The organism is Gemella haemolysans (assembly GCF_012273215.1).
Classification (GTDB): domain Bacteria; phylum Bacillota; class Bacilli; order Staphylococcales; family Gemellaceae; genus Gemella; species Gemella haemolysans_A.
This window is the reverse complement of sequence record NZ_CP050965.1, coordinates 833,157-848,266: the sequence shown is the minus strand read 5'-3', so window position 1 is coordinate 848,266 and position 15,110 is coordinate 833,157. Positions and strand designations below refer to the sequence as shown.

Here is a 15,110-nt window from a genome sequence, read left to right as displayed (position 1 = left end):
TCAAAATATGTTTATTTTTTGAAAAACATATTTAATTACTGAGAAAGAAAGGTAGATAGTATGATATATTTAGATAATTGTGCTACGACTAAACCGTATAAAGAAGTTCTAGATGCTTTTGTGGAAGTTAATACGTCTTACTATGGAAATCCAGCTAGTATCAACAAATTTGGAAAAACAACTAATAAACTTCTTTCAGCTGCAAGAGCTCAAGTGGCAAGTATTCTTGGTGTAGGGGAAGAAAATATCTTTTTTACTTCATGTGCTACCGAGAGTAATAATATTGCATTATTAGGAAGTGTTGAACACAAGAAAGATTTTGGAAATAGGATTATAGTTTCTAAGATTGAACATCCTTCAGTTTTAGAAACATTTAGAGAACTAGAAAAACGTGGTTTTATTTTAGACTATGTTAATGTTGATGAGAATGGTATTATAGATTTAAATCATTTAAAAACATTATTAACGAAGGAAACTATATTATTAAGCGTGATGCATGTTAATAATGTATTCGGGGCAATTCAACCTATCAATGAAATTTCTGAGATACTAAAAGAGTATCCAAAAGTTCATTTTCATGTTGATGGTGTTCAAGGAGTTTTAAAAAATAGCATTGACCTTTCAAAAGTTGATAGCTATTCTATTTCTGCACATAAATTTCATGGTCTAAAAGGTATAGGAGTGTTGTATTTAAAATCTAGACGAACAGTTCATAATATTACTTTTGGTGGTGGTCACGAGGATGGATTACGTAGTGGAACAGTAAATGTTGCAGCTGCGGTGAGTTTAGCAAAATCGTTAAGATTATCACAGGAAAAAGTTGAAGCGATAAAAGCTAAGCATAAGGAATTTAAAAAACTTATCGTTGATGAATTCTCTAAATATAAGCATATAGTAATTAATTCGCCATTAAGTGAAAATTTTGTGGATTCTATTGTTAACATTAGCTTACCAAAAATTAAAGGTGAGGTAATTGTTAATGCCTTGAATGATAGAGGTATCATGGTATCTACTACAAGTGCTTGTTCTTCAAAAACATTCCATCTTAATGAGGCGTTGTATGCAAGGGGATTATCTAAGGAAAATATAGAAGGTAGTATTCGAGTTAGTTTCTCATATGAAACTACAAGAAAAGAAGTTGAAACGTTTATTGAAGTATTAATAGATGAGTACAATAAAAAATTTAAAGAGGTAATTGAAAGTGGAATTTAGTCATATTATAGTAAGATATGGAGAGCTTACTCTAAAATCTGGGAATAGAAATGAATTTCTAAAAAAACTTACAAAAAATATTAGATATAATTTACAAGGGTTAACAGGTTTTCATGTTCAAACTAAAAGAGATAGAATGTATATACATTTAGATCACAATGAAGATGTTCATGAAATTATGGAAAGATTAAAAAGAGTACCAGGTATTCATAATTTTTCACCTGTATTAAGAGCAGGATTAGATGTTGAAGAAGCTAAGAAGGTTATTGATAAGCTGCTTGAAACTAAGTTAGATAAAGAATACAAATTTAAAATTCAAACTAAACGTCCAAATAAGAACTTCCCACATACTACAAATGAATTAAATAATGTGTTTGGAAGCCATGTGTTAATAAACTACAAAAATTTAAAAGTGAATGTAAAACAACCGGATTTTGTTATAAATGTAGAAGTTCGTAGTGAAGGGGTATTTATTTTTACAGACTTTATAAAAGGGGTGGGTGGTTTCCCGGTTAATACTTCTTCGAAAGCTTTATTACTGTTATCTGGTGGTATTGATTCACCAGTAGCCGCACATACTCTTCAAGTTAAAGGTGTAGAAGTTGAAATGATTCATTTCCAATCACCACCGTTCACTTCTGCTGAAGCATTACAAAAGATTTTTGATTTAACTATTAAGTTAAGTGAAGTAGTAGGAAAAATTAAATTACACGTTGTTAACTTTACTAAGTTACAAACAGAGATTGTTAAACGTGTTCCATCGAATTATACTATGACTTCAACAAGAAGATTCATGTTACGCATTGCTGAAGAAGTGGCTAAAAAGGAAGGCTGTTTAGCTATTGCAACTGGAGAATCTCTTGGACAGGTAGCATCACAAACTTTAGAGTCGATGAATTGTATTAATGAGGTCACTAACTTACCGATATTAAGACCATTATTGACAATGGATAAAGTTGATATAATTAAAATTGCTCAAGAAATTGAAACATTAGAAATTTCTAATCTTCCTTTTGAAGATTGTTGCACAATTTTCACGCCAAAAGCACCAAAAACAAAACCAAGATTAGAAAAAATTAAAGCTTATGAAGCACGTGATGAGTACTCAGATTTAATAGCTGAGACATTAGATAGTGTTCAAACATATTTTTTTGATAAAAATGGTAGAGTTATTACTCAAGATATGAGAGAACAAGAAGTTAAAAAAGAAGAAAAAGAAGATTTTTCAGATTTATTATAAAATAGAAAGTGAGATAATTAATGGAAAAAAAAGTAATAGTAATTGGGGCAGGGCTAGCAGGAAGTGAAGCTGCTTGGCAACTAGCAAAACGTGGAGTAAAGGTTGATCTTTATGAGATGAGACCTAAGAAGATGACTCCTGCTCATAAAACACAAAACTTTGGGGAGTTAGTTTGTTCTAACTCATTAAGAGCCAATAATATAACAAATGCTGTTGGATTATTAAAAGAAGAGATGAGAATGTTAGATTCAATCATTATTAAATGTGCGGATGCAACACAAGTACCAGCTGGTGGAGCACTTGCGGTAGATAGAGATAAATTCTCAGAAATGATTACTGAAACTATTAAAAATCATCCAAATATTAATGTTATCGGTGAAGAACTACCACAAATTCCTAAAGGAGATGTACCTGTAATAGTTGCAACAGGACCACTTACATCAGATGCCTTAAGCCAAGATATTAGAAACTATACTAAACAAGATGGATTATATTTCTATGATGCTGCAGCACCAATTATAGAAAAAGATTCTATCGATATGGAAAAAGTTTATCTAAAATCAAGATATGATAAAGGTGAAGCGGCTTATTTAAACTGTCCGATGACAAAAGAAGAATTTACAAATTTCTATAATGAATTAATAACAGCTGAAGCTGCTCCGTTAAAAGAATTTGAAAAAGAAATTTACTTTGAAGGGTGTATGCCTTTTGAAGAAATGGCTAAACGTGGAGAGAAAACTTTATTATTTGGACCGATGAAACCAGTAGGATTAGAAGATCCAAAAACTGATAAACGTCCATATGCCGTTGTTCAATTGCGTCAAGATAATAGTGAAGGAACTCTATACAATATTGTTGGGTTCCAAACTCACCTTAAATGGGGTGAACAAAAGAGAATTATTAATATGATTCCTGGGCTTGAAAATGCTAATATCGTACGATATGGTGTTATGCACAGAAATACATACTTAAATTCACCACAATTATTAGAAAAAACATATAGATTAAAAGAAGAAAAAAATATTTATTTCGCTGGTCAAATGACAGGGGTAGAAGGATATGTTGAAAGTGCAGCTTCAGGGATTGTTGCAGCGTTAAACGCGCTTTATAATACTGAAGGTAGAGAAGTAGTATTTCCAACTGAAACAATGATTGGGGCAATGGCTAACTATATCGTTGATAGCACAAGTAAAAACTTCCAACCTATGAATGCAAATTTTGGTATTATTAAACCACTTCCTGAAAGAATCAAAGATAAAAAGGAAAAATATGAAAGATATGCTAAAAGATCGCTAGAAATTTTAGAAAATTTCAAAATTGATTAAATTAATTTTTAAAAAGTCTTACAATTTATTAAAATAAATGTTATAATAGTCAGGGAAGTATTTTGTAAGGAGAAAATTAATGGCAAGTTTATTACAAAAAACAAGAAAAATTAGTACAATTTTACAAGAAGGACGTCATGACAACGTAGACTTTGAAGCGATGGCTATGCGTCTTAGTCCGATTTTAGATTCAGTAGTTTATATTCTAGATACTGAAGGGAATATTCTTGGTTATGATTCAATCGTTGATTATTCAAATGAACGTATGGAAAAAATCATTCAAGATAGAAAAGTTCCTAAAGCTTATCTAGATGCAACATTAAAAGTTTATGCCACAAAGGTTAATATTCCTTTCCAAGAACCATTATCAATTTTCCCTGAAGAAGAAGAAGAACGCTTTGAAGGAAACAGTTATACTGTAATCCTACCAATTAGAGGTGGTGGAGAACGTTTAGGTACACTTGTAATTGGTAGAATGGATAATGATTTCAAAGATGATGATTTAGTTTTAGCTGAGTATGCATCTACAGTAGTAGGTATCGAGATTTTACATGAAAAACAAGATAAAGAGAAAAACTTAGCAAGAGATAAAGATATGGTTAATATGGCTCTAAACTCATTGTCATTCTCTGAGAAAGAAGCTATTGAACATATCTTTAGAGAATTAGATGGAACAGAAGGATTATTAATCGCTAGTAAAATTGCTGATAGAGTAGGGATTACAAGATCTGTAATCGTAAATGCTCTTAGAAAATTAGAAAGTGCTGGTATTATTGAATCTAAATCATTAGGTATGAAGGGTACATATATTAAAGTATTAAAAGAATATTTCTTAGAATTAATGTTTTCTAACGAATTTTAATAAGTAAAATTGTATAATAAAAGAAAGGTTGTAGATTTACAGCCTTTCTTTTTTACGTAAATAATATTTAGTATTTTAGTTAGTTAATTTATCGATAAATTTTTCATTATTAATAATTACCCTTGTATGAGAAGCGTCGCCGATTTTTTTATCTTCTTCGAATGCTTCTAAAGAAAAAATAATGACTTTTTCTTTAATAACCTCAGTAACTTCTCCTTGAATTGTAATTTCTTTTCCAACTAAAGTAGGAGCAAGATGGTTTATATTTATATTGCTTCCAACACTCCCAAATTCATTTGATAAGAAAGTGTTCAGGTATGTTTTAGCAGCATTTTCCATAAATGCCACAAGACTTGGAGTAGCTAATACTTCAAGATCACCGCTTCCCATGAATTTAGCTGTGTTTGTATCTGACACGATATATTTTTGTTTGAATTGCTTATTAATTTCTATATTCATAATTTTACTCCTATTAAATTATTCATAAAATGTAACTTCGTAGTCTACGAATTCATTATTTTTGTAATTAAATTTAGCTGAGAAGAATGGTTTATCTTTAACCAACCAATCTAGAAAGATATAATCACCTTCCCAAGTTTTTATATTTTGGATTTCAGATTTTTTCACCCATACTAAATCACCTTCATTACAATCTTCTGTCAGTTTACCTTTGTAGTTAGGTGCAGTAAATACATATGTATACCAGTCACGTTCGCCATCGAAATTAGGGAAGGTAATGATACCTCTTAATTTAGGGTTAATAATATCTAAGTTTGTTTCTTCTTTTACCTCTCTAATTATGCAATCTTCAGGACTTTCCCCAGGCTCAAACTTACCACCCACACTAATTGTTAATCCTTCGTGAATATCGTTTTCTTTCTTTGTTCTTTTTAACATTAAGAAACTATCGCCATTATCAATATAGCACATAGTAGCTAATACATTATTCATTATATTATCATCTCCTCATATTTAAAGAAAAAGTAGGAAAGAGGATTTACCTCAATGCCTACTTTCTTCTGTGAAAAATTTTTATTGAATTAATAAATAGCTTCGTTTAACGTTTTTTATCTAAACCTACAGCGTCTAGTAATGCAACAAATACTGTAAACATTACAGAAAGAATAGCACAGTCACGAAGTGTATTAACTTCACCATTGCTACCTAAAATAGATGATACGATAAATATTACAATAAATGCGAATATAAATGACCAAATTAGTGAAATAATATATTTCATCGTTATCACTCCTTAATTTTTTCTTACACTACTTATTATACAACTATTATTGAAATCTAGCAACATTTTTATTAATAAATTGTATTTATAACATTTGTGTGTAATAATTAGAGTATAAGTATGATTAATATATTAGTTCTAGAAAACTATGAAAACTAATTGGAATTTTCATTATTTTACTAGAAATTTACAAAAAATATGATACAATAAAATAAATAAAATTGTGGAGGTAGTTTATGTATCAAAAATTATATATCGATAATAATTTAAAAGACAATATTTCAACTGATATAAAACAAGTGTTTTTTGATAACGAGATACCTTTTGAATTTATTGAAAGTCCAGTCATTTTTGAATCTAATGTTTTGTTTTTAACTGATAATAAAAATAACCTTAGTTCTACATTGGTTAATGTATTCTTAATGAAAAAAGAGTACGATTTTCTAGATGTAAAAGATGCTATTTTCATTAGGAATATTGAAGATGTAGTAAGAGTGTTTAAAAATGATGTTTGGAAAAAATGGGCACAAGAGCTTCAATTTCTTTCTCAATGTAGTTTAGCTTATAGTAAAGATAAATTTGATAGAGAGCGATCAGAAAGAATTAGAGAAATTGCTTGCGAGATGTTATCGTTTAAATATGATATTCCTATAGAGAAAGTTAAGCTGGATTTTGCTGGAGAATTGGGGTATCAAACACCTAAAGTAGAAACAAGAGCTGCTGTTATTAAAGATAATAAAATTTTACTAGTTAAAGAGCAATTAGATGGTAAGTGGGCTCTTCCAGGTGGCTATCAAGATGTTAATATGAGTATTAAGGAAAATGCGATAAAAGAAGCTAGTGAGGAAGCAGGAGCGGTGGTTAATCCTGTGAAAATTATTGCAGTACTTGATTATAATAGACATCACCATGTCAATTTTCCATTTGGAATGGTTAAGGTGTTTGTTTTATGTGAATATGTGAGTCATAGTTTTGTTGAAAATACTGAAACATTGGGAGCAGAATTTTATTCACTTGATGAATTACCAGAATTATCAACAACAAGAACGACGAAAAAACAATTAGAAATGTGTTTTGATTGTTATAATAATATCGAAAATTGGAAAACTATATTTGATTAATTTTTATGAGGAGTGATTTTAGAGTTTATGAATTTACGAGAGACATTGATCAATAAAAATCTTCCAGTACATGAACAATTGATGTTCTGTTTATTATTAACGGTTATGGGTGGTTTTTTTGATGCATATACATTTGTTAACTGTGGAGGTATTTTTGCTAATGCTCAAACGGGGAATTTAATTTTTGTAGGTATTGATTTGATCGAGGGGAATTTTGGAGAAGTACTACATTATTTAATTCCTATATTTTCTTTTGTTGTAGGAGTATTAGTAAGTAAATTTATTGAGTATAGATACAAAGAGTTATCTATTTTCAAGCATATATTTATGTTATTATTGATACAAATGACAGCTTTAATAGTAATTTCAGTAAAACATCAGTTTTTTGGAATCGATGTAAGACCTATCGTTATTTCTTTCATTTGCGCAATTCAATATGATGGTTTTAGAAAAGTTAATAATTTAGTATTTGCGAGTGTATTTTGTACTGGTAACTTACGTTCTATGAGTGAGCATCTATACAAGCTTGTTGTTTTGAAAAAACAAGAGAGTAAAACTCCATTGATTATTTATTCTACAGTAATTAGTGTATTTTTATTCGGAGTAATTTTAGGAGCTGCTATGTCGAAATATTATTTACATAAAGCGATTATTGTTCCTATTGGTATAATTTCCGTTAATTTAGTTTTTATTGTTGTTATTTATAACAAATTCGGAAGAAAAAAATTAGTATAAAATAATAAAATTTCAAGGCGGTTTTAGAAAGTTTTAATTAGCTTTTTAAATTGTCTTGGAATTTTTTATATTTCAAGAAAAATTGTTATAAATGCATTTACATAAAGTTTTATAGATGTTATAATCAATATAGAAACAAAAAATAGGGTAGCTTTAATATTAAGGGGGTATTTATATGAGTGAAACAGTATTAAACAATTTTAATGAATATCTAATAAATAGAAAAGAGTTTTCAACTAACACTATTAATTCGTACGATAGAGATTTGAAAAAAATCTTTTTATATTTAGCTGAAAGAGGATATTCAACAGATGATTATTCATGGCTTAATGAGGAATTCATTTCTAGATATATTGATTACTTAAGAGAAAAAGAGTATTCATCAGCGACATTATCAAGAACGATTTCTACTGTTCATATTTTTGTAGAATATTTATGGATGGAAAAAATTATTCCTAATAGAATAAATATCGATGTACATATTGATAAAGAAGAGCACCAAGATTTGGTAATTTTTACAAGACAAGAAATTTCAAAAATTTTAGATGTGAAAACACATAATCTTATTGGTTATAGAGATAAAGCGATATTTGAATTATCTTATTCTATAGGTATAAAACCTACAGAATGTATTAACCTTGAACTTAAAGATGTAAATACTACTATTGGATTTTTAAAATATAGAAAGAAAGAAGGATATAGAACTGTCGCTTTGAATAGAGAATCAGTTGAAGCGATTGAAAATTATATTACTGAGTTAAAAAAGGAATATCCTGATATTAAGGACGATAGTAAGTTATTCTTAAATCATGATGGTGAAGGTATAAGTCGCCAAGGTTTCTGGAAAATATTTAAAAAACGTCAACAGGATTTAGGTTTGACGAAAGAATTAAATACTATGAATTTTAGAAATTCTTTAGCGATCCATTTACTTGAGGATAAAGTTCCAGCTGAAGAAGTTCAAGAACTACTTGGGCTAAAAAATATTCATAGCTTAAAATTGTATTTCTCAAGTTTAGAGGGGAATAAATCTAAAAGAACAATGACTAATCATCCAAGAAAAACAATTAATAAAGGATAAAATTAATGTATAATGTTAACTTAGAGGTTTTTCAAGGACCACTTGATTTACTTTTACATTTGATAGAAAAGATGGAAATTGATATTTATAATATTCCTATAGCGCGTCTAACAGAGAGTTATCTGGAATATATAAATAATAACGATGAATTTTCTTTAGAGAATGCAGAAGAATATATTGTTATGGCAGCAACTTTGCTTCATATAAAAAGTAAGAATTTACTTCCTAAGTTTGAAGATGAAAATATTGATGATGAAGAGGATCTAGTTCAACAGCTTCTTGATTATAAGAATTACAAAGAATTGAGTGAAAAACTAGACAATCTTCAAAGAATGAGAGCTCAATTTTTAGATAAAGAAAGTGCTAATATAGAAGTAGAAGGTAGTGTCGAATCACTTCGAATACCTTCTACTAAATTGTTAAGGGCGATGGAGAATATACTTAGATCTTTCGATGAAAAAGATAGCGAAGTTTCTTTAATTAGCTATCGTAGAGAAGTCTCGTTTGAACAGGTAAAAGAGGAACTTGTTCATAAGTTTAGGGATAGGCCTAAGATGCACTTTTTTGATCTTGTAAAAACATATTCTCAAAAAAATGAGATAGTCTTGATGTTTATGGGAATCTTAGCTATGATAAAAGAACAAGAATTATTATGTGTTGACAAAGATGGTGAAATCATTTTAGAATATAAATTAAAGGAAAATTAATATGCTATTAGATGAAACAAAGAAAATAATTGAGGCTTTACTCTTCATGAAAGGTGAAGATGGTCTTAATATTGAATATTTTTCTACCTTTATGGAGGTGGAACAACACGAAGCGGAAAACATGTTGAATGTGTTCTGTGAAGATTATAATAAAATCAATAATTCGTTGATTATTAAAAAATTTGGATCAACTTATAAAATGCTCTTAAGAGATGAAATGACAGAGGTAATAAAAAAAGCTGTTATTTCTAAAAATCTAGTTAAGTTATCTAAAGCTTCTCTAGAAACATTAGCGATAATTGCTTATAATCAACCAATTACAAAAGTTCAAATTGATAAGATAAGGGGTGTAAGTAGTGATTCTATATTACACTCTCTTGTTAGTAAAGAGCTTATAGTATCGAATAAGACTTTGGATACTATTGGTAAGCCTAAGTTATATGAAACTACAGACATTTTTTTAGATGTTTTTGGGTTAGAAAGTTTAGAACAATTACCAAAATCGGAAATTGTTAGTAATGAAGAGATTAGTAAATTTTTACAAAATTAGGAGGATGAGATGGCAGAAAGACTGCAAAAATTAATAGCTGCATCAGGATATACTTCAAGAAGAAAGGCAGAACAATTAATTCTTGATGGAAAAGTAAGTGTTAATGGAGAAGTTGTAAAAGAACTAGGTGTAAAAGCCGAACCAAGTGATATTATTATCGTAGAAGGTGTTCGTTTACTAAAAGAAAATAAGAGATACTATCTATTTTATAAACCTGAGAAGGTTATTACATCAATGTCAGATGAAAAAGATAGAACATGTGTAAAAGACTTCTTTGAGGATGTTAATGAACGTGTTGTACCTGTTGGAAGACTAGACTACGATACGTCTGGGGCACTTATAATGTCAAATGATGGTGAGTTTATTAATTTAATAACGCACCCTAAACATAAGATTAGAAAGACATACGTTGCGAAAATTAATGGTAAATTAGAAGATAATCACCTTAGAATTCTTCGTAATGGTGTGAGAATCGATAATTATAAAACTGCTAAAGCAGAAGTGAATATCGTAAAAAATAAAAACAAGAGTGGTAATACTTTAGTTAGATTAACTATCCACGAAGGGAAAAATAGACAAGTTAGAAGAATGTTTGAAGCTTTAGGATATGAAGTTATGAAACTTAAACGTGAATCTATTGAAGATTTAACATTAGAAGGTTTGAAAAAAGGTGAATATAGAACCCTTACGATTCACGAGGTTAAAAGACTTATTAATAAAGCTAAGAATGGTGAGAAGTAAAATTAGGAAGTGATGTATTGTGGCAGAAAGAATATTAATAGTAGATGATGAGGAAAGAATTAGAAAATTATTAGTAATGTATCTAGAAAAAGAAGGATATATTGTAGATGAAGCTAGTAATGGTCATGATGGTTTAGAACGTCTAAAATATATGGATTATTCTTGTGTGTTATTAGATGTGCAATTACCGATGTTAAATGGTAAGTCTATTCTATCTGAACTTAGAAAAACTAAGGCTACTCCTGTAATAATAATGTCTGCCCAAGCAGATGAACAAAGTAGGGTTGAAGGTTTTGAATTAGGTGCAGATGATTATGTAATTAAACCGTTTAGTCCGAGAGAGCTTATGTTAAGGATCAATGCTATTCTTCAACGTACAAAACGTAGTGTATTTTATACTCCGGAGCTATATACGAAGGATGTGTTAGTTTTCCCTGGTTTAATTATTGATGTTAATTCACATAAAGTAATTGTTGAGGATAGTGAAGTTTTATTAACACCTAAAGAGTTTGATTTATTACTGTTTTTAGCTAAATCACCGGATAAGGCTTTTAAGCGTAATGAAATTTTACGTGCTGTATGGGATTATGATTTTTATTCTGATTTAAGAACTGTAGATACTCATATCAAGCGTGTAAGAAAAAAATTCGATAAAATTTCTCCAAAGGTTGCTCAGATGATTGTTACTGTTTGGGGAATAGGGTATAAATTTGATACATCACAAAATAGTCTATAAAAGGAGAAAACATGCTAGGATTTTATAGAAATTTAGCGAAATTAACTAGAACTGCTAGTAAAATTGCAGGTAAAAAAGGAACGGATTTACCGGGTAAAGTATTAAGAAAAGTAAATGACAATGTACTAACGAAACTGGCTAGTGATTTTGATGAAATTGTATTCGTAACTGGAACAAATGGTAAGACAACTACATCAAATCTTATTGGACATACTCTAAAAACTGCTGGAGAAAATTTCATAAACAACTTTGAAGGAGCAAATATGTTGGATGGAATTATTTCAACTTTTGCCATTCAAGCTAAAAATGATACAAAGTTAGCTATTATCGAAATTGATGAAGGTTCAATTAGAAGGGTAATGAAATATATTACTCCTACTAAATTTGTTATCAATAATTTCTTCAGAGATCAGATTGATAGATTCGGTGAAATTGATACTTTGATAGCAACAATAGGCGAACAACTAGAAGGGAAAAATATTCAACTTATATTAAACAGTGATGATCCTTTCGTTGCAAGGCTTTCAAAATATGGTGAAGATAATATATACTTTGGTATTTCAAAAGATGCTTATAAATTTTCTGATTTTGGTATTTCAGAATCTAAATTCTGTCCTAATTGTGGAATGGAATTAATTTATGATCATGTTCACTATAGTCAACTTGGTTTTTACCACTGTTCTAAATGTGATTTTAAACACCGAGATGTTAAATATGAAGTAACTAATGCTACTGTAGAACCATTTATTAATATGACTATTAATGAAGATACTTTGATTGAAACAAAACTAGCTGGTGATTATAATATATATAATTTACTTGCAGCTTATTCACTTTTAAAAGAACTTGGATTACAAGATGAAAAAATAAAATACGGTTTAGAATCATATACTGCGACTAATGGACGTATGCAGAGTATTTCTTTAGCTAGCGGTTCAACAGTTTTATTAAATCTAGCAAAAAATCCTGCTGGATTGAATGCTTCTTTAGCAATTGCTAATTCGATAAAAGAAGAAATAAACTATCTATTAGTATTGAATGATAATGGTGCTGATGGTATTGATATATCATGGATTTGGGATACTGATTTTGACATACTGAACGGACAAAAGATAAATAATATTATCTGCTCTGGTAAGCGAGCAAAAGAATTAGCGTTGAGATTGAAGTATTCAGGACTTAATGCTAATGTAGTTGTTTTAGAAAGTATTTCAGAAGCAGTTGAAAAACTAAAAAGTTATAAAGAGAAATATGCAATTGCTATTCCGAATTATACGGCTTTAGTAGAAACTCAAAAAGAATTGGAGAAATAATTCTATGGATTTGAAATTATATCATTTTATGCCAGATAAATTAAATTTATATGGTGATATTGGAAATGTTATTGCGCTAAAAAAACGTTGTGAATGGAGAGGTATTAATTTAGAAATTGAGAATATTACTTCTACTGATGGTGTAAAGCTTACAGATTGTGATATGTTTTTTATTGGTGGTGGTTCTGATAGGGAGCAATGTATCGCGACAGAACAATTCAGTAAAATTAAACATGAATTTAAATCAGCAATTGAAGATGGGATACCAGCTCTTACAATCTGTGGTGGTTATCAGTTTTTAGGAGAATATTATAAGACTGTAGAAGGTGATAAATTACCTGGTTTAAATATTCTTGACTTTTATACAGAATCAAAAAAAGATGCACCACGTTTAATTGGTAATATCCTTGTTGAATCTGAAAAATTCGGTAATATCGTAGGTTTTGAAAATCATGGTGGAAGAACATATCATAATTATGAAACATTAGGAAATGTACTAGTAGGATATGGAAATAACGACGAAGATAAAAAAGAGGGTATTTTATACAATAATCTGATTGGTACGTATTTACATGGTCCTATCTTACCTAAAAATCCAAATGTTACAGATTATTTAATTAAAGCGGCGTTAGATAATAAGTATGGAACATATGATTTTATTGAGTTAAATAATGATATAGAATTAAATGCCAATAAACATATGGTTGAATTATTGAAAAAATCAATTAAATAAAATTTAATGTTTAAAGATTATAAAGAAACGACTTAAAAGTATGATTATTATTAATCATACTTTTAAGTCGCTTTTTATATTAAAATTGTTTAATGCACTGTTTGAATTTATTTATAAGTTCTGGAATTAACTCTTTATCTAGGCACGAGAATGCAATTCTTATGTGTTCATCATCCATTGAGTAAACTCCATACTTATATTCGTTTAGAAATTTAAGTCTAAACTCATGTGCATTTATATTCGATGGTAATTTTATAGTGAAGAAATAACCAGAATTAAATGGTAAAATTCTAACAAGAGAATCTAATTGTTCTACGGAAATAGCTTGTTTTAATTCATTATAACGTTCTTCGATAATTTTATCATTTATTTCTTTTTCTTCAAGAGCTTTTTTATTATCTAACAATCTAAGTGCAATTTGTTGTGATAAATTAGAAGGTGATGAAGTAGTACTTCTTAAAAAACCTTGGGTTTTTTCTAATAAAAGTTGTCTTAATTCATCATTTTTTGTGTAGTATGTAATGAAACCTATGCGTAATCCCCAACTGTAATATTCTTTAGTGATTCCATCAAGTTTGATTATTAAACAGTTTTCATTTTCTGCTAATTTATATGTAGCACTTAATGTAGGAGTTTTGTGATTCTTTTCAAAGAATAGTCCAAAATATGCATCATCAGAGACAATAATAAGTTGTTTATTTTTATTTTCTTTTGCATAAGTACTTATTACATCAACTAGTGAATTCAATTCAACATCAGAAGGTGTATAACCAGTTGGATTATTTGGGAAGTTTAAAATTAGAGAAATTTTATCTTCTTTGATACTATAAAGAGTTTCTTTGAAGTTTGTTATACTAAACTCATTGTTTTCGTCAAATTGGTTGTATTTATAAATCTTGTTTCCTAACTTAATTGTATAAATCTGAGCATAATTTTGCCAAAAAAGATTTGGTAGTAAAAGAGCATCTCCACTTTCGCTAAATAGATTTGCCGCTATATCGATTCCTTGGGTAATTCCTGTTGTAACCATAGGTAATGATAAAAAGTCTTTATTAATACTAGGGTTATCAGCTAAGATTTTTTCTTTCCATAATTCTCGCATTTTTGGTAATCCAGGTGTAGGAGAATAAGGTAAGTATTCTGAATTGTTAATTTCTGTTATTACTTTGTTTATTGAAGGTAAAGCCATAGCTTTTTTATTAGATGTAGCAATACCAATTGTAGCGTTAATCGCACCTGGAATAGCTGCTGTTTCTTTTGATTGAATTAATACGTCTTGAGGTAAAATTATATTTTCACCTAGTTTTGAAAAAAATGACATAGTATTCCTCCTGTTTTCTATATAGAATTATTATACCATTAATATGACATTACTAAAAGGGAGAATTATAATTAAGAAATTGAATAACATATAAAATTTTAAGAATTGAATTTAATAGGTGAAAAATTTTAAAATATTAAATTTATTATAGTCTACGATTTACTATAAAAGGTTTAGTATTAAATATTATATG

Annotated in this window: 17 protein-coding genes; 13 read left to right on the top strand and 4 right to left on the bottom strand. The window is 29.0% G+C overall.

Annotated elements, in window-relative coordinates:
- Nucleotides 1-60: 60 nt before the first annotated feature.
- The 4 genes from FOC48_RS04070 (at nucleotide 61) to codY (ending at nucleotide 4,639) form a co-directional block, all read left to right on the top strand.
- On the top strand, nucleotides 61-1,212 hold the full coding sequence (locus FOC48_RS04070) for a cysteine desulfurase family protein (protein ID WP_003145964.1): 1,152 nt from the start codon (nucleotides 61-63) through the stop codon (nucleotides 1,210-1,212).
- Entirely contained in the window at nucleotides 1,202-2,452 is a 1,251-nt protein-coding gene (gene thiI / locus FOC48_RS04065) for a tRNA uracil 4-sulfurtransferase ThiI (RefSeq protein WP_003145965.1), read from the top strand. The genes FOC48_RS04070 and thiI overlap by 11 nt, the downstream gene beginning before the upstream one ends.
- 20 nt (nucleotides 2,453-2,472) lie before the next feature.
- Complete coding sequence (trmFO, locus tag FOC48_RS04060) at nucleotides 2,473-3,777, top strand: FADH(2)-oxidizing methylenetetrahydrofolate--tRNA-(uracil(54)-C(5))-methyltransferase TrmFO (protein WP_003145966.1); 1,305 nt, start codon at nucleotides 2,473-2,475, stop codon at nucleotides 3,775-3,777.
- 79 nt (nucleotides 3,778-3,856) lie between these two features.
- On the top strand, nucleotides 3,857-4,639 hold the full coding sequence (gene codY, locus FOC48_RS04055; protein ID WP_003145967.1) for a GTP-sensing pleiotropic transcriptional regulator CodY: 783 nt from the start codon (nucleotides 3,857-3,859) through the stop codon (nucleotides 4,637-4,639).
- A gap of 75 nt (nucleotides 4,640-4,714) precedes the next feature.
- Here codY and FOC48_RS04050 read toward each other — a convergent pair whose 3' ends face one another.
- The 3 genes from FOC48_RS04050 to FOC48_RS04040 form a co-directional block, all read right to left on the bottom strand.
- Nucleotides 4,715-5,098, bottom strand: coding sequence for a thioesterase family protein (locus FOC48_RS04050; RefSeq protein WP_003145968.1), 384 nt, complete (start codon nucleotides 5,096-5,098; stop codon nucleotides 4,715-4,717).
- 18 nt (nucleotides 5,099-5,116) lie between these two features.
- Nucleotides 5,117-5,590 (bottom strand): NUDIX hydrolase, encoded by a 474-nt coding sequence (locus FOC48_RS04045; protein ID WP_003145969.1) that lies wholly within the window; start codon nucleotides 5,588-5,590, stop codon nucleotides 5,117-5,119.
- 106 nt (nucleotides 5,591-5,696) lie between these two features.
- Nucleotides 5,697-5,879, bottom strand: a complete 183-nt coding sequence (locus FOC48_RS04040; RefSeq protein WP_003145970.1) for a DUF2929 family protein — start codon at nucleotides 5,877-5,879, stop codon at nucleotides 5,697-5,699.
- Between the two features lie 236 nt (nucleotides 5,880-6,115).
- Between FOC48_RS04040 and FOC48_RS04035 the strand changes: the two genes are divergently transcribed.
- The 9 genes from FOC48_RS04035 (at nucleotide 6,116) to FOC48_RS03995 (ending at nucleotide 13,596) form a co-directional block, all read left to right on the top strand.
- Nucleotides 6,116-7,000, top strand: a complete 885-nt coding sequence (locus FOC48_RS04035) for an NUDIX hydrolase (protein WP_003145971.1) — start codon at nucleotides 6,116-6,118, stop codon at nucleotides 6,998-7,000.
- A 27-nt stretch (nucleotides 7,001-7,027) separates the two neighbouring features.
- Nucleotides 7,028-7,735 carry a YoaK family protein gene (locus tag FOC48_RS04030; protein WP_003145972.1) on the top strand — a complete coding sequence of 236 codons (708 nt, stop codon included), beginning with the start codon at nucleotides 7,028-7,030 and terminating at the stop codon, nucleotides 7,733-7,735.
- A gap of 175 nt (nucleotides 7,736-7,910) precedes the next feature.
- Nucleotides 7,911-8,816 carry a tyrosine-type recombinase/integrase gene (locus FOC48_RS04025; RefSeq protein WP_003145973.1) on the top strand — a complete coding sequence of 302 codons (906 nt, stop codon included), beginning with the start codon at nucleotides 7,911-7,913 and terminating at the stop codon, nucleotides 8,814-8,816.
- Nucleotides 8,817-8,887: 71 nt separating this feature from the next.
- Nucleotides 8,888-9,523 (top strand): segregation and condensation protein A, encoded by a 636-nt coding sequence (locus FOC48_RS04020; RefSeq protein WP_254263197.1) that lies wholly within the window; start codon nucleotides 8,888-8,890, stop codon nucleotides 9,521-9,523.
- A 1-nt stretch (nucleotide 9,524) separates the two neighbouring features.
- Entirely contained in the window at nucleotides 9,525-10,073 is a 549-nt protein-coding gene (scpB, locus tag FOC48_RS04015; RefSeq protein ID WP_003145975.1) for an SMC-Scp complex subunit ScpB, read from the top strand.
- A gap of 9 nt (nucleotides 10,074-10,082) precedes the next feature.
- A complete protein-coding gene (locus FOC48_RS04010; RefSeq protein ID WP_003145977.1) occupies nucleotides 10,083-10,814 on the top strand; it encodes a pseudouridine synthase in 732 nt (243 codons plus the stop codon).
- A gap of 19 nt (nucleotides 10,815-10,833) precedes the next feature.
- The gene (locus FOC48_RS04005; RefSeq protein WP_003145978.1) at nucleotides 10,834-11,550 is read left to right on the top strand and encodes a response regulator transcription factor; all 717 of its coding nucleotides are present in this window, start codon (nucleotides 10,834-10,836) and stop codon (nucleotides 11,548-11,550) included.
- Between the two features lie 11 nt (nucleotides 11,551-11,561).
- A complete protein-coding gene (locus tag FOC48_RS04000; protein ID WP_003145980.1) occupies nucleotides 11,562-12,863 on the top strand; it encodes a MurT ligase domain-containing protein in 1,302 nt (433 codons plus the stop codon).
- Between the two features lie 4 nt (nucleotides 12,864-12,867).
- Nucleotides 12,868-13,596, top strand: coding sequence for a type 1 glutamine amidotransferase (locus FOC48_RS03995; protein ID WP_003145983.1), 729 nt, complete (start codon nucleotides 12,868-12,870; stop codon nucleotides 13,594-13,596).
- Nucleotides 13,597-13,675: 79 nt separating this feature from the next.
- Here FOC48_RS03995 and FOC48_RS03990 read toward each other — a convergent pair whose 3' ends face one another.
- Nucleotides 13,676-14,917 (bottom strand): aminotransferase class I/II-fold pyridoxal phosphate-dependent enzyme, encoded by a 1,242-nt coding sequence (locus FOC48_RS03990; protein WP_003145984.1) that lies wholly within the window; start codon nucleotides 14,915-14,917, stop codon nucleotides 13,676-13,678.
- Between the last annotated feature and the right edge of the window lie 193 nt (nucleotides 14,918-15,110).

Coding starts and splice junctions, on each gene's coding strand:
- FOC48_RS04070 (WP_003145964.1), top strand. CDS start 61: ATGATATATTTAGATAATTGTGCTACGACTAAACCGTATAAAGAAGTT.
- trmFO (WP_003145966.1), top strand. CDS start 2,473: ATGGAAAAAAAAGTAATAGTAATTGGGGCAGGGCTAGCAGGAAGTGAA.
- codY (WP_003145967.1), top strand. CDS start 3,857: ATGGCAAGTTTATTACAAAAAACAAGAAAAATTAGTACAATTTTACAA.
- FOC48_RS04050 (WP_003145968.1), bottom strand. CDS start 5,098: ATGAATATAGAAATTAATAAGCAATTCAAACAAAAATATATCGTGTCA.
- FOC48_RS04045 (WP_003145969.1), bottom strand. CDS start 5,590: ATGAATAATGTATTAGCTACTATGTGCTATATTGATAATGGCGATAGT.
- FOC48_RS04040 (WP_003145970.1), bottom strand. CDS start 5,879: ATGAAATATATTATTTCACTAATTTGGTCATTTATATTCGCATTTATT.
- FOC48_RS04035 (WP_003145971.1), top strand. CDS start 6,116: ATGTATCAAAAATTATATATCGATAATAATTTAAAAGACAATATTTCA.
- FOC48_RS04030 (WP_003145972.1), top strand. CDS start 7,028: ATGAATTTACGAGAGACATTGATCAATAAAAATCTTCCAGTACATGAA.
- FOC48_RS04025 (WP_003145973.1), top strand. CDS start 7,911: ATGAGTGAAACAGTATTAAACAATTTTAATGAATATCTAATAAATAGA.
- FOC48_RS04020 (WP_254263197.1), top strand. CDS start 8,888: ATGGAAATTGATATTTATAATATTCCTATAGCGCGTCTAACAGAGAGT.
- scpB (WP_003145975.1), top strand. CDS start 9,525: ATGCTATTAGATGAAACAAAGAAAATAATTGAGGCTTTACTCTTCATG.
- FOC48_RS04010 (WP_003145977.1), top strand. CDS start 10,083: ATGGCAGAAAGACTGCAAAAATTAATAGCTGCATCAGGATATACTTCA.
- FOC48_RS04000 (WP_003145980.1), top strand. CDS start 11,562: ATGCTAGGATTTTATAGAAATTTAGCGAAATTAACTAGAACTGCTAGT.
- FOC48_RS03995 (WP_003145983.1), top strand. CDS start 12,868: ATGGATTTGAAATTATATCATTTTATGCCAGATAAATTAAATTTATAT.
- FOC48_RS03990 (WP_003145984.1), bottom strand. CDS start 14,917: ATGTCATTTTTTTCAAAACTAGGTGAAAATATAATTTTACCTCAAGAC.